The 19,416-nt window shown below is 56.8% G+C and carries 17 protein-coding genes; 10 read left to right on the top strand and 7 right to left on the bottom strand.

Annotated features, from left to right (window positions below; genetic code table 11):
* Positions 1-257: 257 nt before the first annotated feature.
* Both QLG07_RS20425 and QLG07_RS20420 read left to right on the top strand, forming a co-directional pair.
* Positions 258-1,400 carry a porin gene (locus QLG07_RS20425; protein ID WP_282470054.1) on the top strand — a complete coding sequence of 381 codons (1,143 nt, stop codon included), beginning with the start codon at positions 258-260 and terminating at the stop codon, positions 1,398-1,400.
* A gap of 203 nt (positions 1,401-1,603) precedes the next feature.
* Complete coding sequence (locus QLG07_RS20420; protein ID WP_099754275.1) at positions 1,604-2,758, top strand: autotransporter domain-containing protein; 1,155 nt, start codon at positions 1,604-1,606, stop codon at positions 2,756-2,758.
* Positions 2,759-2,804: 46 nt separating this feature from the next.
* Here the strand turns inward: QLG07_RS20420 and QLG07_RS20415 are convergent, their stop codons facing one another.
* Positions 2,805-3,194 (bottom strand): tautomerase family protein, encoded by a 390-nt coding sequence (locus QLG07_RS20415; protein WP_048914560.1) that lies wholly within the window; start codon positions 3,192-3,194, stop codon positions 2,805-2,807.
* A gap of 131 nt (positions 3,195-3,325) precedes the next feature.
* Here QLG07_RS20415 and QLG07_RS20410 point away from each other — a divergent pair, with 131 nt between their 5' ends.
* From QLG07_RS20410 to mug, 4 genes are all read left to right on the top strand, one after another.
* Positions 3,326-4,261 (top strand): LysR family transcriptional regulator, encoded by a 936-nt coding sequence (locus QLG07_RS20410; protein WP_282470053.1) that lies wholly within the window; start codon positions 3,326-3,328, stop codon positions 4,259-4,261.
* A gap of 83 nt (positions 4,262-4,344) precedes the next feature.
* Positions 4,345-5,889 carry a PAS domain-containing methyl-accepting chemotaxis protein gene (locus QLG07_RS20405; RefSeq protein ID WP_282470052.1) on the top strand — a complete coding sequence of 515 codons (1,545 nt, stop codon included), beginning with the start codon at positions 4,345-4,347 and terminating at the stop codon, positions 5,887-5,889.
* Positions 5,890-6,045: 156 nt separating this feature from the next.
* Positions 6,046-7,080: a tartrate dehydrogenase gene (locus tag QLG07_RS20400; protein ID WP_282470051.1), complete on the top strand. Its 1,035-nt coding sequence runs from the start codon at positions 6,046-6,048 to the stop codon at positions 7,078-7,080.
* 53 nt (positions 7,081-7,133) lie between these two features.
* Complete coding sequence (gene mug / locus QLG07_RS20395; protein WP_048914564.1) at positions 7,134-7,652, top strand: G/U mismatch-specific DNA glycosylase; 519 nt, start codon at positions 7,134-7,136, stop codon at positions 7,650-7,652.
* A gap of 346 nt (positions 7,653-7,998) precedes the next feature.
* On the opposite strand, the gene rpoD is transcribed toward mug, so the two are convergent.
* From rpoD to rpsU, 3 genes are all read right to left on the bottom strand, one after another.
* Positions 7,999-9,840 carry an RNA polymerase sigma factor RpoD gene (rpoD, locus tag QLG07_RS20390; RefSeq protein WP_048914565.1) on the bottom strand — a complete coding sequence of 614 codons (1,842 nt, stop codon included), beginning with the start codon at positions 9,838-9,840 and terminating at the stop codon, positions 7,999-8,001.
* Between the two features lie 356 nt (positions 9,841-10,196).
* Positions 10,197-11,942 carry a DNA primase gene (gene dnaG, locus QLG07_RS20385; RefSeq protein ID WP_282470050.1) on the bottom strand — a complete coding sequence of 582 codons (1,746 nt, stop codon included), beginning with the start codon at positions 11,940-11,942 and terminating at the stop codon, positions 10,197-10,199.
* A gap of 111 nt (positions 11,943-12,053) precedes the next feature.
* Positions 12,054-12,269 carry a 30S ribosomal protein S21 gene (gene rpsU, locus QLG07_RS20380; protein ID WP_001144069.1) on the bottom strand — a complete coding sequence of 72 codons (216 nt, stop codon included), beginning with the start codon at positions 12,267-12,269 and terminating at the stop codon, positions 12,054-12,056.
* Between the two features lie 303 nt (positions 12,270-12,572).
* On the opposite strand from rpsU, the gene tsaD reads away from it, so the two are divergent.
* Positions 12,573-13,586, top strand: coding sequence for a tRNA (adenosine(37)-N6)-threonylcarbamoyltransferase complex transferase subunit TsaD (gene tsaD / locus QLG07_RS20375; RefSeq protein ID WP_282470049.1), 1,014 nt, complete (start codon positions 12,573-12,575; stop codon positions 13,584-13,586).
* A gap of 135 nt (positions 13,587-13,721) precedes the next feature.
* Here the strand turns inward: tsaD and plsY are convergent, their stop codons facing one another.
* Positions 13,722-14,324: a glycerol-3-phosphate 1-O-acyltransferase PlsY gene (plsY, locus tag QLG07_RS20370; protein WP_048914568.1), complete on the bottom strand. Its 603-nt coding sequence runs from the start codon at positions 14,322-14,324 to the stop codon at positions 13,722-13,724.
* Between the two features lie 107 nt (positions 14,325-14,431).
* On the opposite strand from plsY, the gene folB reads away from it, so the two are divergent.
* On the top strand, positions 14,432-14,791 hold the full coding sequence (gene folB, locus QLG07_RS20365; protein WP_048914569.1) for a bifunctional dihydroneopterin aldolase/7,8-dihydroneopterin epimerase: 360 nt from the start codon (positions 14,432-14,434) through the stop codon (positions 14,789-14,791).
* Positions 14,792-14,935: 144 nt separating this feature from the next.
* Positions 14,936-15,757 carry an undecaprenyl-diphosphate phosphatase gene (bacA, locus tag QLG07_RS20360; protein ID WP_282470048.1) on the top strand — a complete coding sequence of 274 codons (822 nt, stop codon included), beginning with the start codon at positions 14,936-14,938 and terminating at the stop codon, positions 15,755-15,757.
* Between the two features lie 98 nt (positions 15,758-15,855).
* Here bacA and QLG07_RS20355 read toward each other — a convergent pair whose 3' ends face one another.
* Positions 15,856-17,076, bottom strand: coding sequence for a multifunctional CCA addition/repair protein (locus tag QLG07_RS20355; protein WP_282470047.1), 1,221 nt, complete (start codon positions 17,074-17,076; stop codon positions 15,856-15,858).
* A 138-nt stretch (positions 17,077-17,214) separates the two neighbouring features.
* Entirely contained in the window at positions 17,215-17,835 is a 621-nt protein-coding gene (locus QLG07_RS20350; RefSeq protein WP_048914572.1) for a TIGR04211 family SH3 domain-containing protein, read from the bottom strand.
* Positions 17,836-18,078: 243 nt separating this feature from the next.
* On the opposite strand from QLG07_RS20350, the gene QLG07_RS20345 reads away from it, so the two are divergent.
* Entirely contained in the window at positions 18,079-19,383 is a 1,305-nt protein-coding gene (locus QLG07_RS20345; protein ID WP_048914573.1) for an inorganic triphosphatase, read from the top strand.
* The last annotated feature ends 33 nt before the right edge of the window (positions 19,384-19,416 follow it).

Genomic DNA, 19,416 nt, shown 5'->3' with positions numbered 1-19,416 from the left:
TGCAGGAGGGAATAATCTCAAAATTAGGATTTAGCTCACATAAATGGCGAGTCAGCATCTTTTTCATTTAAAAACCACAAAAAGCCGTAACGATGTTGCAAAAATGTTAATTGCGCCAAATTTTTGCAATCTCGCTATGCAGAAACGGGGGGGTTCACATTTAGGGATAAAACCCGGCTAAGAATCAGGCGTTTTTATGATTGCGCATTTCGTGAAAACTGCTCCCCGCCGGGGGAGTGGTCTACTCAGGGAGGGTAATGATGAAACTCGCTTGCACGCTTCACCTGTGTCGTTCCGCGCTGCTGCTGCTACTTTTTTCCACCTCATGCCGGGCTGAGATCACCCTGCTCAGGGCCGATCCGCAGGGGGGCAGCTTGCTAAGCCGCTTCAATTTACGCGTCGGCGGCGATATCCGTATGAGTATCTATGATGTGATGGGCGGTAAAGATCGCGGTTCTTATCAGCGCAACCTGTTTGATGGCGGCTCGCGCCTGCGTTTCCATCTGCGCTATCAGGTGGATGACGACTTCAGCCTGGTGGGCTATGCGGAAACAGGGGTGAATAGCGCTGAGCTGATCGGCTGGCACGGACACTATGCTGAAGGGGCGCGCAACACCAGTAATCGACAGCTGTTTGCCGGGGTACGCAGTCAGCGCTGGGGCGAACTCACCTGGGGCCACCGCGACAGTATCTATTACCAGGTGGTGACCGCTAAAACCGATATCTGGGGCAACGATATGCACACCGAGCCGGTGGAGAACGGGATGGAGGCAAATGCCGATGGTTCCTGGCACGCCCGCCGATCGCTCAACTACCTGCAACATTTCGGCCCCGTCGATCTCTACGCCAGCTATCTTTTCCCGGTCAATCCGTACTACAGCCGTGGCGCAAGGTACAAGCGGCATGATGGTCAGTCACTGGGGATTGACGACCATTTAACACCCCGGCTGTCGTGGGGGCTGGCGTGGAACCGTACCCGCGCCTCCATGAGTGATGCACAGCAGCAGCGCAAGCGCTTTGATCAGCAGATCCTGGGAACCGGGTTCTCCTGGAAGCCAGGGCACTGGACGGTGGCGGCGACCGGCGGCTGGTTCCGTAACTTTACCCCTCTGGCCGGCCGACCGCTGCGGCGCTACTTTGCCACCCGCGCCTGGGGGCTGAGCTATTTCATCGGGCGGGACTTTGCGGTAAATCGCTACGGGCTGAAAAGCATCATGCCGATCTACTTTGGTGCCCAGCTGCGTGCCGGGCAGCATCGTGAGCGCTACCAGCGTGAGAATGGCCTGGGCGTGGAGTTCTTTTTATACAAGGGATTCCGTTTTGACTATCAGCATGTGTTTCGCTCCAGCAATGACCACATTGGTGATTTAAATTTGTTTCGCCTGCGCTATGACTTCTGAAAACTATTTGGCTTTTGTTTAGGCACGGTCAATAAATACCGCACAATTTGATAATTTGTGTGAATAAAAAAACATAATGAAATATTTGCTTAATCTCTTCGTGCGCAAAATCGCACAAAATCGTCATGCAGATGAACTAAATGTCACATATTTCGGGCTAATATCTCGCCGTTATATTTGGCAATATTACACAGGGCTACATAATGTTAACTAAAATGCGTGTTTTAACTCAGGCCATTGGTCTGGGGCTGATTGTTGGCAGCGCTTCTTTTGCTGCTAATGCTGAGATTACCCTGCTTAAACAAGATCCCCAGGCGGGCGACCCGCTGAGCCGTCTGAACTTCACCGTGGGCGGCAGTATTCGTCCACAGTTCAACAACCTGACCGGCAACGATGGCAGCAACGCCTACCGTCGTAATGGTTTTGACGGCGGTTCGCGTTTCCGCTTTGCCGCTGATTATTATCTGTTTGATGATATCAGCTGGATCAGCTACTACGAGCTGGGCGTCAATATCCCGGCGGTGTTCGACTGGGATAACCACTACGCCCCGGGCGCGCACAACACCACCCGCCGCATGCTCTACACCGGCCTGAAAAGCAAAACCTGGGGTACGCTGACCTTCGGCCAGCAGAACAGCGTTTATTACGATGTGGTCGGCGCGAAAACCGATATCTGGGACTACGACATGCTGGCCCAGGCACCGGGTAACGGGATTAACGGTGACTACGATGGCTCTTATCGTTCACGCAAGATGCTGAAGTACAAAAATACCTTCGGCGACGCGGATGTGTATGCCTCCTACCTGTTTGCCGACAATGACTACCTGGTCAATGGCAATAGCCTCGGCTACAAGCGTCAGGGCGGCGGATCGCTGGGCGTGGATTACCACATCGCGAAGGATCTGACCTGGGGCACCGCGTGGAACTACACCCGCGCAGATATGCGTAACCGCAACAATGGCGATGACAAATCCTACGACCAGAACATTTTCGGTACCGCGCTGAGCTGGACGCCGGATAACTGGACCTTTACCGTGGGCGGCGGCTGGTACGACAACTTCCTGACCACCAAAAAAGCCGATGTTCACAACTACTTCGCCGGTGATGCGTGGGGCGTGGAGTATCTGGCCGGTTATACCGTGCCGGTGGGTCAATACGGTCTGAAGTCGGTGATGCCGTACTTTATGGGCGACCGCCTGCAGTACGTGTCGGGGCGTGATTACCAGCGCATCGATAACGGCCTGGGTGTGACCTTCAAGCTGGATTACGGCTTCCGTGTTGACTACGAACACGTGTTTACTTCCAGCACCGACAACCTGGGTGATATGAACCTGGTGCGTCTGCGTTACGATTTCTAATCGTTATGCACTCCCCGGCGGCCAGCCGGGGAGTTTCTGCTACTGCTTACAGCTCGCCGGTCAGATACTGCGCCACGCCATTGCCGAAGCTCCAGTCGCCTTTGTCGTTGGTGATAAAGGTCATCATCACATCAGTCGGCAGGATCCCACAGCTCTCTTCCAGTTCGCGGCACAGTTCGGCCATAAAGAGCTGCTTCTGCTCGCTGCTGCGCGGGCTGGTAAACACCCTCACCATCACCAGATTATCGGTACGCGGCAGATCCAGGCCGGTATCCTCGAACACCATCTGGTAGCCTTTATTCTCGTGAACAATCTGATAGCGGTCGCGCGCTGGCACGTTAAACGCCGTCAGGACTGCACGGTGGGCGGCATCCAGCAGGGTTTTTAGCTCGGACTCTGAACGGCCCTGAATGACATCGAATTGCAGTAACGGCATAGATACCCCGACTTGGTCATTGTTTAGTGAGGCAGGCAGTATCGCCTGTCAACGGGGGCAATTTAACCCTGATGCGCGGCGGGAAAAAGCGCTATGCTTGAAATGATTATTTACTATAGTGAACAATGAAAATGAAAGAGCTGAAGACGGATGCGCTGTGGACGCATCTGCACTGGCTGACGGTGCTGGCCGAGCAGGGCAGTTTTACCGCAGCCGCAGATCGGCTGGAGGTCAGTAAGGCGGCGATGTCGCAGAAGATCAAAGAGCTGGAGCAGCTGGCAGGAGTACCGCTGGTGACGCGCACTACGCGCAGCCTGCGCCTGACCAGCGCCGGGGAAAAGCTGGTGGATGACCTGCGCGCGCCCTTTGCACAGATTGCCCAAAGTTTTTTCAGCGTGCGCGACTCTGCCGGACCGCTGCGCGGGATGGTGCGCGTGACTGCACCGGTGGCGTTTGCCCGCCAGCAGCTGGTGCCGCATATCACCGCTTTCCTGCGCGAGCATCCGCAGGTGCGCGTGCAGCTGGAAGTTTCTGACCGCCTGGTATCGCTGGCCAGCGAAGGGTTTGACCTGGCTATTCGTCACAGCACCACCTTACCGGAAACCCATGTCGCGCTGCCGCTGTGCCCGACGCGCGCCGTGGTGGTGGCTTCTCCGGCCTATCTGGCACGTTTCGGTCATCCCGCCAGCCCGCATGCCCTGAGTGAACACCTCTGCCTTTACTATCCGCGCGGCGTGGAAGCGCCGCGCTGGCGTTTTCAGCCGCTGGCCGGGGGCGAACAGACAGCCGTGAACGTCAGCGGGCCGTTTGCCACCAACAACAGTGAATCGATTCGCGATGCGGCGCTGGAAGGGCTGGGCATTGCGCTGCTGCCGGACTTCAGCGCGCAAGCGGCGCTAAAGGATGGCTCGTTAGTGCAGCTGCTGCCGCAGTGGCAGGCGGTGGGCGCCTTTGCCGAGATGCTGTACGTGGTGCGCCCGTGGTCGGCTCAGGTGCCGCGTGCCGTCAGCGCTTTTATTCACTGGCTGCGTGAGGCGTTTGCGCATAAATCTGGTGAGAATTGTTAAAGTTTTCGCCACATTCTGCCGATGGTTTAGCATAGTGCAGGCAAGTTGCTGCAGGATCCAAACAATCATAACAAGGTCGTTATATGCAAACCCATCAGCACGTAACCCAGCAGGAGCATCTGCTCGACGACGATACCACTCTGATGACCACCACCGATGCCGACAGCTACATCACCTACGCTAACAGCGCGTTTATTGAGGTGAGCGGCTACGATCGCAGTGAAATCGACGGTCAGCCTCATAATCTGGTACGCCACCCCGATATGCCAAAAGCCGCCTTTGCCGATATGTGGAGCACCCTGAAACAGGGGCTGCCGTGGACCGGGCTGGTGAAAAACCGCCGTAAAAATGGCGACCATTACTGGGTGCGCGCCAACGTGGTGCCGGTGATCCGCAATGGCGAAATCCTCGGCCATATGTCGGTGCGGGTTAAGCCCGGCGCCGAAGAGGTGCGTGGCGCCGAGCAGCTGTATCAGAAGATGAATCAGGGGCGGCTCAAGGGCTGGCATTTGCATCGCGGCCTGCTGCTGCGCACGGGCTGGCTGCGTCCGCTCTCCCTGTTGAAAACGCTGTCACTGCGCTGGCGCATTCATAGCGCGGTGCTGGCGCTGTGGCTACCGCTGGTGGCGGCGGCGGCAGTCGCCGGGCTGCAGGGCACGGCGCTGGCCGGTTTTAGCGCCTTTTCGGTGCTGATCGCGCTGGGGGTGGATGCCTGGCTGCAAAGCCAGATTGCCCGCCCGATGGCTGCCGTCTGTCGCCAGGCGCTGGACGTGGCCAGCGGCGCTAATTCGCAGGTTGAGCACCTCAACCGGGTTGATGAGATCGGTATGACGCTGCGGGCGGTGGGGCAGCTGGGCCTGATGTTCCGCTGGCTGATTAAAGACGTCAGCGATCAGGTACTCGACGTGCATCGCGCCAGCGACGAGCTGGCGCGCGGTAACGACAAGATCAACAGCCATACCGAACAGACAGCAGCTAGCGTGCAGCAGACGGCCAGCACCATGAACCAGATGACCAGCACGGTGCAGCGCAACGGCGAGAGTACCGAGCAGGCCAATCAGTTCTCGCATACCGCCAGCAACGCGGCGGTGAAGGGCGGTGAGGTGATGCAGAACGTGGTGGTGACAATGGATGAGATCGCCGCCAGCTCGCGCCAGATTGCCACCATTACCGGCCTGATCGACAGCATCGCTTTCCAGACCAATATCCTGGCGCTGAATGCGGCGGTGGAAGCCGCGCGTGCCGGCGAACAGGGCAAAGGCTTCGCCGTGGTCGCCGGAGAAGTGCGCAGCCTGGCGCAGCGCAGCGCCGGTGCAGCCAGTGAGATCCGCCAACTGATTGCCGCCAGTAATCTCAAGGTGGAGTCCGGTGCCGGGCAGGTGCATGAAGCGGGCAAGGCGATCGGCGATATTGTCGATAAGGTGCAGAACGTCACCGAACTGCTGCAGCAGATCAGCGTGGCAACGGCCGAGCAGAGCGCCGGGCTGGGCGAGGTCGGGCAGGCGGTAGAAGCGCTCGACCGCCTGACGCACGATAACAGCGCGCTGGTCAGCGAAGGCGCGCAGGCGGCGCAGCGTATGAAAAACCAGGCCAGCCGTCTGGTAGAGGCAGTCAGCGTGTTTCGCTAATCTGAACGCGGGCCTTGCACGGCCCGCGATGGCTGATGCGTACAGCGTGCCTGTTCGGCAGCTTCTGCCGCCAGATACCCCAAAAAAAGCAGCACAAACGCGTCACCTGGGCGAAGATGTTATCTTGCTGGTTATATTAATCATCTAAGGAGCATCATGAAAAGCTATCAAGTGGCGGTGATCCCCGGGGACGGAATCGGCGTGGATGTGATTAACGCTGCCTGGCATGTGCTGGTCCACAGCGCGGCCAAATTTGATTTCGCCCTTGGCGGCGAGTGGTTCCCGTGGTCGTGCGAATACTATCTTGAGCACGGTGAGATGATGCCGAAAGACGGTATCGATACGCTGAAGAAATTTGATGCGGTGCTGCTGGGTGCGGTTGGCTGGCCGGAAAAAGTGCCGGATAACGTCTCGCTGCACGGCCTGCTGTTGCCCATCCGCAAGCAGTTTGACCTGTTTGCCAACGTACGGCCGCACCGCCTGCTGGCGGGAGTGGAAGGCCCGCTGCGCAAAAGCGAGTTTGATATCCTCTGCATTCGTGAAAACACTGAAGGCGAGTACAGCGGCGCGGGTGGGCGTATTCACCAGGGAACCCCGGCAGAAGTGGCGGTAGAAACGTCAATTTTCACCCGTCGCGGCGTTGAGCGCATTCTGCGCTTTGGCTTTGAGATGGCGCAAAAGCGCAGCAAGCGGCTGGCCTCCGTCACCAAATCCAACGCGCAGAAATACACCATGGTGATGTGGGATGAAGTCACCGAGGAGGTGGCGCGCGGCTATCCTGATGTCACGGTTAACCGCTATCATATTGATGCGATTGCAGCACGAATGGTGATGAACCCGGAAACGCTCGACGTGATCGTCGCCTCCAACCTGTTTGGCGACATCCTCACCGATCTCGGCGCGGCCATTCAGGGCGGGCTGGGCTATGCGGCTTCTGCCAACCTCAATCCCGACCCCGCTGTGCCTTCGATGTTTGAACCGGTGCACGGTTCCGCGCCGGATATTGCCGGGCAGGGCATCGCTAACCCGATTGCCGCTATCTGGTCTGCGGCGATGATGCTGGAACATCTGGGCGAGCAACAGGCAGCACGCGCGATCCTGCACGCCGTTGAAACCGTCACCGCGCAGCAGAAAATAAATCACGGGCTGAGCACCGAAGAGATCAGCGCAGCAGTTATTGCCGCGATTTAAATCACGATGGCTGCCGCACGCGTGGCAGCCCGCTAGCAGGGAGAGAGTGATTCATGGAAGCACACGGCATCAGCGATATTATCCAGCCCGGACTGAGAGTGCTGTTCTGCGGCATTAATCCAGGAAAATCCTCCGCCCACACGGGTTTTCATTTTGCGCATCCGGGTAACCGCTTCTGGAAAACCATTTTCCAGGCGGGCTTTACCCGCAGCCAGCTCAAGCCCGAGCAGGAACAGCAGCTGCTGGAGACCGGTTGCGGTATTACCATGCTGGTGGAGCGGCCAACGGTGCTGGCCAGTGAACTGGCGGGCAGCGAGCTGCGTGAGGGCGGCCAGGCGCTGGTGGATAAGATTGAGCGCTATCAGCCCGCGGCGCTGGCGGTGCTCGGCAAGCAGGCTTATCAGCAGGCATTTCGCCGCAGCAAGGTGGAGTGGGGCAGGCAGCCTGTGACGATTGCTGGCACCGAAATCTGGGTACTGCCGAATCCCAGCGGCCTGAATCGTGCTTCGCAGCAGGAGATGACGGCGGCCTATGCGGCACTCGATCAGGCATTGCGTGAGCAGGGGCGTTGATTGCATTACCGTTGCATAAAAATCAGACAGAGCACTGATTTCGGCAATCTGAAGGCATTGATTTAAAAGCGGATGCGTTACACTGCGCGACGGGTGCTCAGGATCTTTCTGTCCTGAGCCTTGGGTAAGGGACAGATAGCGAAAAGCCCCACTTGAGTTGTAATCAAAGTGAGGCTGCCCTTACGACCGACAACGTAAAGGTAGCCTTTTACCTGCTGAAAAGCAATGGAGAAGGAGGCCAAAGATGGCGCAAAAACTGCTCGCTTTTTGTTTAATAGTTATGCTGATTTAAGCGCAAAAAAAATGGCCCCTCAGTGAGGAGCCATCTTGTTACGCAGACCGTCGGTTAATCGTCGAGGAAGCTGCGCAGCACTTCAGAGCGGCTTGGATGGCGCAGTTTACGCAGCGCCTTCGCTTCAATCTGACGGATACGCTCACGCGTCACGTCAAACTGCTTGCCAACTTCTTCCAGCGTGTGGTCGGTGTTCATATCGATACCGAAACGCATACGCAGCACTTTCGCTTCACGCGCAGTCAGGCCAGCCAGCACGTCGTGGGTAGCAGAACGCAGGCTCTCAGAGGTGGCAGAGTCCAGCGGCAGCTCCAGCGTGGTGTCTTCGATAAAATCACCCAGATGTGAATCTTCATCATCACCAATTGGCGTCTCCATGGAGATCGGCTCTTTGGCAATTTTCAGCACCTTGCGGATTTTATCTTCCGGCATCAGCATGCGCTCAGCCAGCTCTTCCGGCGTTGGCTCGCGGCCCATCTCCTGCAGCATCTGGCGCGAAATACGGTTGAGCTTGTTGATCGTCTCAATCATGTGCACCGGAATACGGATGGTACGCGCCTGGTCGGCGATAGAACGGGTGATCGCCTGACGGATCCACCAGGTAGCATAAGTTGAGAACTTATAACCACGGCGGTATTCAAACTTATCCACCGCTTTCATCAGGCCGATGTTGCCTTCCTGAATCAGATCAAGGAACTGCAGACCGCGGTTGGTGTATTTCTTAGCGATAGAGATAACCAGACGTAAGTTTGCTTCAACCATCTCTTTCTTCGCACGGCGCGCTTTCGCTTCACCGATGGACATGCGGCGGTTGATATCCTTCACCTGCTCAATGGTCAGGCCGGTTTCTTGCTCAATCTGCTGCAGTTTCTGCAGGCCACGATGCACATCTTCTGACACGTCGTTCAGCTTTTCAGACCACGGCTTGTTCATTGCCAGTGCCGCTTTGAACCAGGTTTCGCTGGTTTCATTGCCGGTGAACAGAGTAATGAAGTTCTTTTTCGGCATTTTGCACAGTTCAACGCACAGCTTCATAATCAGGCGTTCCTGAGTACGTACGCGGTCCATCATCACGCGCATGCTGTTTACCAGGAAGTCGAACTGCTTCGGCACCAGGCGGAACTGCTTAAAGACGTCGGAAAGATTCTGGATCTCAGCGATGGCATCAGCGTGGCTGCGGCTTTTCGCTTTGATGACGGTACGGGTTTTCTCGTACTGTACGCGCAGATCGTTGAATTTTTCACGCGCCAGCTCCGGGTCGATGCTGTTGTCATCGTCCGAGCTGTCGTCATCTTCTTCGTCTTCTTCTTCGTTGTCGTCACGCTCAGCTTCAGACAGCTCGGAACCGACATGGGTCGCCGTCGGTGCGATATCTTCTTGCGCGTTGGGATCAACAAAACCGGTGATCAGGTCTGACAGGCGCGCTTCGCCCGCTTCAACGCGATCGTACTGCTCAAGCAGGTAGGTAATGGCTTCAGGATATTCAGCAACCGAGCACTGTACCTGGTTGATACCGTCTTCGATGCGCTTCGCGATGTCGATTTCGCCTTCGCGAGTCAACAGTTCAACGGTACCCATTTCACGCATGTACATGCGCACCGGATCGGTAGTACGCCCGATTTCGGACTCTACGCTGGATAGCACCTGAGCAGCCGCTTCAGCAGCATCTTCGTCCGTATCGTTGTTGTTTTCATTCAGCATCAGATCATCGGCATCAGGCGCTTCTTCCACTACCTGGATGCCCATGTCGTTAATCATCTGGATGATGTCTTCAATCTGATCGGAGTCGACGATATCTTCCGGCAGATGGTCATTGACCTCGGCATAGGTCAGATAGCCTTGCTCCTTACCACGGGTGACAAGTAGCTTCAGCTGTGACTGCGGGTTTTGCTCCATAAGACGGTATCCACACTTCTGTTAAATTAGATTGGTGTCGGGTCGGCTAAGATGCCAACAATAACAGTGAGGGCGTTTAGATTATTGCCGCTGCCCGTCATGGCGGCTGTCAGGGGCTGCCTGACTCGAATTCGGCACTTAAGCCGCTGATATCTTTGTCGAGGCTATCTCACTTGCCATTTTGAACCCCGGCCGTGCTCGCACTCCTCACGTACTTCAGTACGCTCCGGGTGCTGCGCGCAGGCGGTGTGCAAACTGACTGCGCCGATAACGCCTCTAAATTCTGTGTGACTTTGGGGCGAACCCTAAAATCTTCTGTGATGTAGGGGCTGACCCTCTTTTTCGGTCAGCCCGTGTTACTGTTTCTTCAGAGCCTGGCTTAGCGTCCAGAACTCGCGGCGCTCTTCTGCGCTCAGTACGTGCGTGCGGTCACGGGCAATCAGCTCTTCCAGCCGACGCTCCAGCGCGTCATCGTACATACTGCCCAGCGCATCCTTAAACATGGTGTCCACTTCGTCATCTACTATCATGTGGTTCCATGTTGCCAGGGTTTCAAGGCTCTGGCTAAATTTTGTGCCGCGGTATAACTCTAGTAGCTGTCCGGTCGTCAGGCCAGGTTGAGCAACGCAAGTGCTCACTAACTCAACGAACAGCGGAAAACCGGGTAAATCCGACTGCTCCAGCCCATCAAGAGAGGGCACCATCATCGCCAGCTGTGGGTTCTGGATCAGCAGCCCAATAAGTATACGCATGGTTGTGCGTTTTAGCTGGGGCTGCGCGGGCGGTTTCGCATTTTCCGCTTGCTTCGGCAGCAGCTTCTCCAACTGGCTATCGTCAAGGATCCCCAGCTTGTTGCCCAGCTCCTGACGCAGGTAGATGCGCAGCGTCTCGCCCGGCACCTGACTAATCAGCGGCAGGGCCAGGGTGCTGAGCTGCGCGCGGCCATCCGGCGAGCGCAAATCGACCTGCGGCATCAGCGTATCGAACAGAAACCCGGAGAGCGGCATTGCCTGCTCCATCCGCGCTTCAAACGCCTCTTTACCCTCTTTACGCACCAGCGTATCCGGGTCTTCGCCGTCAGGCAGGAACATAAAGCGTAGCTGACGACCGTCATTCATGTAAGGTAATGCGGTTTCCAGCGCACGCCAGGCTGCCTCGCGGCCTGCACGGTCACCGTCGTAACAGCAAATCACGGTGTTGGTGGCGCGGAACAGCAGCTGAATATGTTCAGCTGTGGTGGAGGTCCCCAGCGAGGCCACGGCGTAATCCACGCCAAACTGCGCCAGCGCCACCACGTCCATGTACCCTTCAACCACCAACAGCTTAGGCGGTTCAGGATAATTTTTTTGTGCTTCATACAGGCCGTACAGCTGGCGGCCTTTATGGAAAATATCGGTTTCCGGCGAGTTGAGATATTTCGGCATCCCGTCGCCGAGTACCCGGCCACCAAAGCCAATCACCCGTCCACGCTTATCGTGGATAGGAAACATCACGCGCTCACGGAAGCGATCGTAGCTGCGGCCCTGATCGTTGGTGACCAGCATACCGGCGTCGATCAGCGACTGGCGGTCATCAGGATTACGGCCAAAGCGTTTAAGCGCGTTGTCCCAGCCCGCAGGGGCGAAACCGATAGAAAAATGCTTAATGACCTCTTCGCTTAGCCCGCGCTGCGCCAGATATTCACGCGCGCCTGCCGACTGGCTTTGAACCAGCGCCTGCTGATAGAAATCGCGCAGATCGGTCATTAACTGATAAAGACTTTGACGCTGGTGACGCTCAAGCTGGCTGGGACCGTTACCGCTTTCATACGGCACTTCCAGACCATACAGGGTCGCCAGTTCTTCGATGCTTTCGACAAATTCCAGACGATCGTAATTCATCAGGAAGTCGACGGCGTTGCCGTGTGCACCGCAGCCGAAACAGTGATAAAACTGTTTCTCGCCGTTTACCGTGAAGGAGGGGGTTTTCTCATTATGGAAAGGGCAGCACGCGTGATAGTTTTTACCCTGCTTTTTCAGCTTCACCCGGGCATCAATAAGATCCACGATGTCCGTGCGTGCGAGTAAGTCATTGATAAATACGCGTGGAATTCTTCCTGCCATAAGCCCCGGTTGATCAGCTCATAAACGACAACAAGCCGCGCATTCCTTTCGGAAGCACGGCCTGATAACTACTAACTGGTCTGTATAACGAGAGGGCGAACCCTCAGGCTACTAGTACAGACGAGTGCGGCGTGCGTTTTCGCGAGCCAGTTTCTTCGCGTGGCGTTTTACTGCAGACGCTTTAGCGCGCTTACGTTCGGTAGTAGGTTTTTCATAAAACTCACGACGACGAACTTCAGCCAGAACGCCTGCTTTCTCACAAGAACGCTTGAAGCGACGCAGTGCTACGTCGAATGGCTCGTTTTCACGTACTTTAATTACCGGCATGTAACTCTCACCTCGATAAATTCGGTTTTGCTGCTGACATCGGTGCCAGCTCATTTCAAAATGGTGCGGAATTTTACTCCAACACAGGCTGCGTTGTAAAGCACCATAGCTTAATGTAACCAACAGATGCGCCTGTGCGGCTGCCGGTTTTTTTCAGGGGGCTGATTATACACGAAACCAGCGTCCCTGGTGGGAAAAAAAACGCCTTATTGGTCAAGGCATAACCGCTGAGTCGCTAAAATTGCCGCCCGGCAAAGCGCCGCCATGCTACACTGCGCGCCGCAAGAATGAGGTGAAAAAGCCATGCGTGTTCTCGGAATTGAAACATCCTGCGATGAAACCGGTATTGCCATTTATGACGATGCGGCCGGTTTGCTCGCTAATCAACTTTATAGCCAGGTAAAGCTCCACGCCGACTACGGTGGTGTGGTCCCCGAACTGGCTTCGCGCGATCACGTGCGTAAAACGGTGCCGCTGATCCAGGCCGCGCTGAAAGAAGCCGGGCTGCAGGCGCAGGATATCGATGCGGTGGCCTACACTGCCGGCCCGGGCCTGGTCGGTGCGCTGCTGGTTGGCGCCACCATTGGTCGCTCGCTGGCGTTTGCCTGGGATGTCCCGGCGATTGCCGTGCACCATATGGAAGGGCACCTGCTGGCTCCGATGCTGGAAGACAACCCGCCCGAGTTTCCGTTTGTCGCGCTGCTGGTTTCCGGCGGCCATACGCAGCTGATCGGCGTCACGGGCATCGGTGAATACACCCTGCTGGGCGAATCCATAGATGATGCGGCAGGCGAAGCCTTTGATAAAACCGCCAAGCTGCTGGGGCTGGACTATCCCGGCGGCCCGATGCTGTCGAAAATGGCGCAGCAGGGGGTGGAAAAGCGCTTTGTCTTCCCGCGCCCGATGACCGATCGCCCGGGGCTGGATTTCAGCTTCTCTGGCCTGAAAACCTTCGCGGCAAATACCATTCGCGATAATGACAGCAGCGAACAGACTCGTGCTGACATCGCGCGCGCTTTTGAAGATGCCGTCGTCGATACGCTGGCAATTAAATGCCGCCGTGCACTCGACCAGAGTGGTTTTAAGCGCCTGGTGATTGCCGGGGGCGTCAGCGCTAACCGCACGCTGCGTAGCAAGCTGGCAGAGATGATGCAGAAGCGGGGCGGCGAAGTGTTTTATGCGCGCCCGGAATTTTGTACCGATAACGGCGCGATGATCGCCTATGCAGGGATGGTGCGGATGAAAGGTGGTGTGCATGCGGAGCTGAGCGTCACGGTGCGCCCGCGCTGGCCGCTGGCAGAGTTACCTGCTATTTAACTGCTCGCCTGTTGTGGGTCAGGCGTGCCTGACCCATCAGCACATTCACCGCGTTTTTGTCGGGGTTAAGTAACCCACTTACCGATGCGAATTCACCGTGATTTGGCAGGTGTGAGGCATGCCTCGCCCGTATCTTTACGGATCCTTTCTCTTCTTCTTCCAGATCTTGGTTTCCTGCCCGCGCCACAGGCGCTGAATATTGTCGTGATGACGCAGCAGGATCAGGCAGGAGAGCATGGCGACCGGGAAGGTAAACTGCGGTTTAAACCACCAGACGTAGAACGGCGCGATCAGCGCGCTGATAATCGCCCCCAGCGAAGAGTAGCCGCTTAGCAGCACCGTCAGCAGCCAGGTCCCGGTCATCAATCCCGTTAAATCCCAGCCGATAGGCGCGATAGCACCAAAGGCAGTGGCGACGCCTTTACCGCCTTTGAACTTAAAGAATACCGGGTAGATATGGCCAAGACAGGCCGCAATGGCGGTCAGACCGAGGTAGAGCGGGGTGACGCCGAAGTGATACGCCAGCCAGACCGGCAGCATGCCTTTAAGCACATCAAACACCAGCACCATGGCTGCCGCACCTTTACCGCCGATGCGCAATACGTTAGTGGTGCCGGGGTTGCGCGAACCGTGGTGGCGAGGGTCCGGTAATCCAAACAGCCGGCAAACCAGAATCGCGCTGGAGATGGAGCCACACAGATACGCGAAAATGATCATACCAAGCGCGAATACACTCATAACTCTATTCCGTCTTGTTGGGGTCGTCTTAAAGTCTGCATCCGTGGATAATACGCATAAACCGCCGGGGATGATATCCGGCAACCGTAAAAACAGAGAGCCGTATCATGGATATTGTATTTATAGATCACCTGTCCGTCATCACTACCATTGGCGTTTACGACTGGGAACAGACGATTCAGCAGAAGTTGGTGTTCGATGTCGAAATGGCGTGGGACAACCGCAAAGCCGCGGCCAGCGATGATGTCAATGACTGCCTGAGCTATGCCGACGTCTCACAGGCGATTATCGATCACGTTGCCAACGGCAAATTCGCGCTGGTTGAGCGCGTTGCGGAGGAGATTGCCACGCTGTTGCTGGCTCGATTCGCCTCGCCGTGGGTGCGGATTAAGGTCAGCAAACCGGGAGCAGTCGCTCAGGCGCGTGAGGTCGGGGTGATCATCGAACGCGGGACTAATCCGAAATAAACGCAATCTCATTGCCATGACAATGAAACCAAACCACATTATGGTCTGTCTTAAGGTTGCCCTAATTCAGTCCGGGCACAATTTGGCGGTAGCGCAAAGCGACCGCCTTTTTAATGGTTTTAACTTGGTTAGAGGTAGAATTTGATGGCAGATATTCATCAGCTATGGGTGGCAGCAATACTCGGCATTGTTGAAGGGTTGACGGAGTTCCTTCCTGTTTCCTCCACCGGGCACATGATCATTGTCGGTCATCTGTTAGGTTTTGAAGGCGAGAAAGCAGAGACTTTCGAAGTGGTTATCCAGCTTGGTTCAATTCTGGCTGTGGTGGTAATGTTCTGGCGCCGTCTGTTTGGCCTGATCGGTATTCACTTCGGCAAAGAGCCGCATGAAGGTAACGGTACCGGCAAATTAACGCTGATTCATATTCTGTTGGGTATGGTGCCGGCGGTAGTCATTGGTCTGCTGCTGCACGACCAGATCAAAACGCTGTTTAACCCGGTTAACGTGATGTATGCGCTGGTGGTCGGTGGCGTGCTGCTGATCGCGGCCGAGCTGCTGAAGCCGAAGCAGCCAAAAGCCGTGGGCGTGGATGATATTACCTATCGCCAGGCATTCGTGATTGGCTGTTTCCAGTGTCTGGCGCTGTGGCCGGGCTTCTCACGTTCCGGTGCGACCATTTCCGGCGGGATGCTGATGGGCGTGAGCCGCTATGCGGCTTCTGAGTTCTCTTTCCTGCTGGCCGTGCCGATGATGATGGGCGCTACCGCGCTGGATCTCTATAAGAGCATGGGCTTCCTGACCATGGCCGACTTCCCGATGTTCGCCGTCGGTTTTGTCACCGCCTTTATTGTCGCGCTGATCGCGATCAAGACCTTCCTGCACATCATCAAACGTATCTCGTTTATCCCGTTTGCTATCTACCGCTTTATTATCGCGGCAGCGGTTTACGCGGTGTTCGTTCTGTAAAACTACCCGTAGGGGCCGATCTTTTGTTTCGATCGGCCCTGGGGTCGTTTGATTCGATCGGCCCTGGGGTCGTTTGTTTCGGTCGGCCCGTTACGATGTTATGACGACTTCCACTCTTCCAGCGCGGCCACTCGCCGCCGCGTTAGCTCTTCTCTGACTTCGCTGCCCTTGAATCCGGCCTCAACCACCTCTTTGGTCGACACGCTTTGTGCCACCCGCCAGGCGGTGCGCAGGTAGTCGCCCTGCGGATAAGGATTGCTTTCAAAACCGGTGCGCCCACGCGCATCGGCTTCGCTGGTGATAGCAATCTGCTCAACGCGCTGCGGCTTACGCCAGGCATCCACGCGGTCAAACAGGGCAATCAGCGTAGCGGCTGACTGATTCTGTACGGTGTGCACCAGGTCGTGAAATTCGGTAACCAGCAGGGCAAGGTCGCGCACGGTATTCGGCACGCGCAGGCGCTCGCACAGCGCGGCAACCAGCGGCACGCCAGCCGGGCCGTGCCCGTGGTGGCTGGGCCACTTCTCCGGCGGCGTCAGGCCTTTGCCGACGTCGTGAAACAGCGTGGCGAAGCGAATATCCAGCTCCGGGCTGAGCTGGGCGGCCATCGCCAGCGTCATCAGCGCATGCACCCCGGTGTCAATCTCCGGGTGCCATTTGGCCGGGGCCGGCACGCCATACAGATTATCCAGCTCGAGGAACAGCACCGCCAGCGCACCGCAGTCGCGCAGTACCTGGAAATAGACCTGCGGGTTGCGGGTGAGCAGGGCGCTCTCCGTCTCTTTCCATACGCGTTCCGCCGTCAGATGCGCCAGCTCGCCGCTTGCCGCCATGGCGCGCATCAGCGCCATGGTTTCGTCAGCGACGCGGAAATTGAGGTGGGCAAAACGTGCCGCAAAGCGCGCCACGCGCAGTACGCGCAGCGGATCTTCGTTAAATGCGGCCGAAACATGGCGCAGCAGGCGCAGCTTAAGGTCTTCACGCCCGCGATAAGGGTCGTAAAAGTTGCCGTCAGCGTCCTGGGCAATGGCGTTGATGGTCAGATCGCGTCGGGCCAGATCCTGTTCCAGCGTGACGTCGGGCGCGGCATAGCAGACGAAGCCGGTATAACCGCTGCCGGACTTACGCTCGGTGCGCGCCAGCGCATACTCTTCGTGGCTGGAAGGGTGCAGAAATACCGGGAAATCGCGGCCAACCTGCTCGTAGCCAGCATCCAGCATCTGCTGGGGAGAGGCTCCCACCACCACCCAGTCTTTGTCTTTCAGCGGCAAATTCAGCAGTCCATCGCGCACGGCGCCGCCGACAAGGTATGTTTTCACTGCGGGTCTCCACAAAGCGGATAATCGGAATTAACCGATCATTAATCGGAACACTATAACATCCATGTTGCACAAATGATAAATCGCAGGCACGACAAAAAGGGCATCCGCAGATACCCTGATTTGTCATCGTTTGGATTAATTCATCCAGCGGTCGCTTTTCTTCCTGCGCGGGATCATATGCGGCAACAGCAGGCCAAGCAGCAGGCCAACACCGGCTACGCCGCCGCCGTACATAAACCACTGCATAATGATGGTGCGCTGTTTATCGTCAAGCTGTACGTTGGCGGCATCCACTTTCTTTTTCGCCACCACCAGCTGGTTTTTCAGCTGCTGATTCTCTTCTTTCAGGCTGTTGATCGCCCCATCGCTGCCGGCGACTTTTTTCTGCATCTCGGCGGTGCGTTCGTTCCAGCTACCGTCGATATTGGCCAGTTTGGCCGTCAGGTCTTTGACCTGCTGCTCCAGCTGCGGCACGCGCGAACGCAGGCTTGGCTGCTCGCTCAGCTGTGCCAGCGGGATCCAGGTGGTGCGCCCCTGGCTGTCACGGATTTGCCCATATTTGCTATTGTCGTTTGACTGCAGCAGGGTGACTTCTTCGCCGGCGTTCAGGGTGCCGATCAGGCGATAATCATTGCCAGGACCGCTGCGGACCCAGGTGGAAAGCTCGTCGGAAATGTAGCGTTTTTCTTCAGCATGAACCGATGTTGCAACGCTAAAAGTGAGTAAAGTCAGTCCAATAAGGTGAGTTTTATTCATTCGAACTCTTATTCGTAAGTGCTGGAAAAAAGTAAAGGCACAGTCTGGAGCGGCCTCGCAGAAAGCTGAATGAGAACTATCCTGGTCTCAGAGAGCGTGAGAGCGGGCACGCGAAAGCGTAATAAAGCAGAGACAGCCCTGTCGCTTGTGCATTACTCTTCGGGTTAAGCTACCTGTCATAAAGCAGGCATAATCAGTTACCTTAACCGTTTACCGTGCCGTTAACGACGTAAATAAGACAATATGACCATCGAAATCGAATTAAAGTTCATCGCCGCGGCAGAAGCTGCATCAAAAATTGCCGATAAACTGGCGAACTGGCCTCACCAGCACAGCGCGGGGCAGAAGCTCACCAACATCTACTTTGAAACCGACGACAGCCAGCTGCGCCGCTGGGATATGGGCCTGCGCATTCGCGGCTTTGGCGACAGCTACGAGATGACGCTAAAAACCGCCGGGCAGACGGTGGGCGGGCTGCATCAGCGGCCGGAATACAATGTGGCCCTCGGCCAGCCTGAGCTCGATATCGCCCTGCTACCTGCCGACGTCTGGCCTGCAGGCACCGACGTGGCCGCGCTGCAACAGCGCCTCAACGCGCTGTTCAGTACCCATTTCGTGCGCGAAAAGTGGGTGGTTACTTACCTGCAAAGCGAGATTGAAGTGGCTTACGACTGCGGGGAAGTCAGTGCCGGTGCGTTAAGCGAGCCGCTGAGAGAAATCGAGCTGGAGCTGAAAAGTGGCCAGCGTGACGATCTGCTGGCCTTTGCCGCCGAGCTGGCCACGCTGGAGGGCCTGCGCCTCGGCAGCCTGAGCAAAGCCGCACGCGGCTATGCGCTGGCGCAGGGCAATCCACCGCGCCCGCTGCGCCCGGTTCCGCTGCTGAAGGTCAAGCCGAAAGCAACGGTAGAAGAGGGGATGCGCAGCGGGTTCCTGCTGGCTCTCAGCCAGTGGCAGTATCACGAAGAGCTGTGGCTGCGCGGCGTCAGCGGCGCACTGCCGCAGATCAAGGATGCGCTGGAGACGCTGCGTCAGGTCTTCTCTCTGTACGGCGCGCTGGTTCCGCGCAAGGCCAGCAGCGATCTGCGCCAAAAACTGACCGTGCTGGAAGAGGCGCTGCTGGAAGAGAATGTCAGCGCTGAAAAGCTCTGTTTCAGTCCGGTCTGGCTGGAGACCCAGTTAGCGCTTACTAACTGGATCGTCACCGAAGGCTGGCGTGCGTTTGTCGATCAAAAGGCGGATGCCAAGCTGCAGGGCTCATTTAAACGCTTCAGCGATATCATGCTCGGGCGCATTGCCGCCGACCTGAAAGAGACCTTCGCTCACGTCAACCATTCGGGCGAGTATCAGGACAAACTGACGCGCCTGCATCGCCAGCTGCTGGCCGTTCATCTGCTGGCCGGTGCCTATCAACCTGATGTGGTCAACAGCTGGCTGCAAAGCTGGCAGCAGCTGCAGCAGGCGATTGTCAGCCAGCAGGAAGTCTGGCTGGACAGTCATCGCCAGCAGGCGCTGAAACAGGCGGCGTTCTGGAAGAACGGCAGCGTGTAAAACCTTTGGCGTGCGGCTTTTTATAAGGGAGTG

Source organism: Erwinia sp. V90_4, from assembly GCF_029967685.1.
In the GTDB taxonomy this organism is placed as follows: domain Bacteria; phylum Pseudomonadota; class Gammaproteobacteria; order Enterobacterales; family Enterobacteriaceae; genus Erwinia; species Erwinia aphidicola.
Note: the sequence above shows the minus strand (reverse complement) of the source record. Positions and strands in the feature narration are given on the sequence as shown.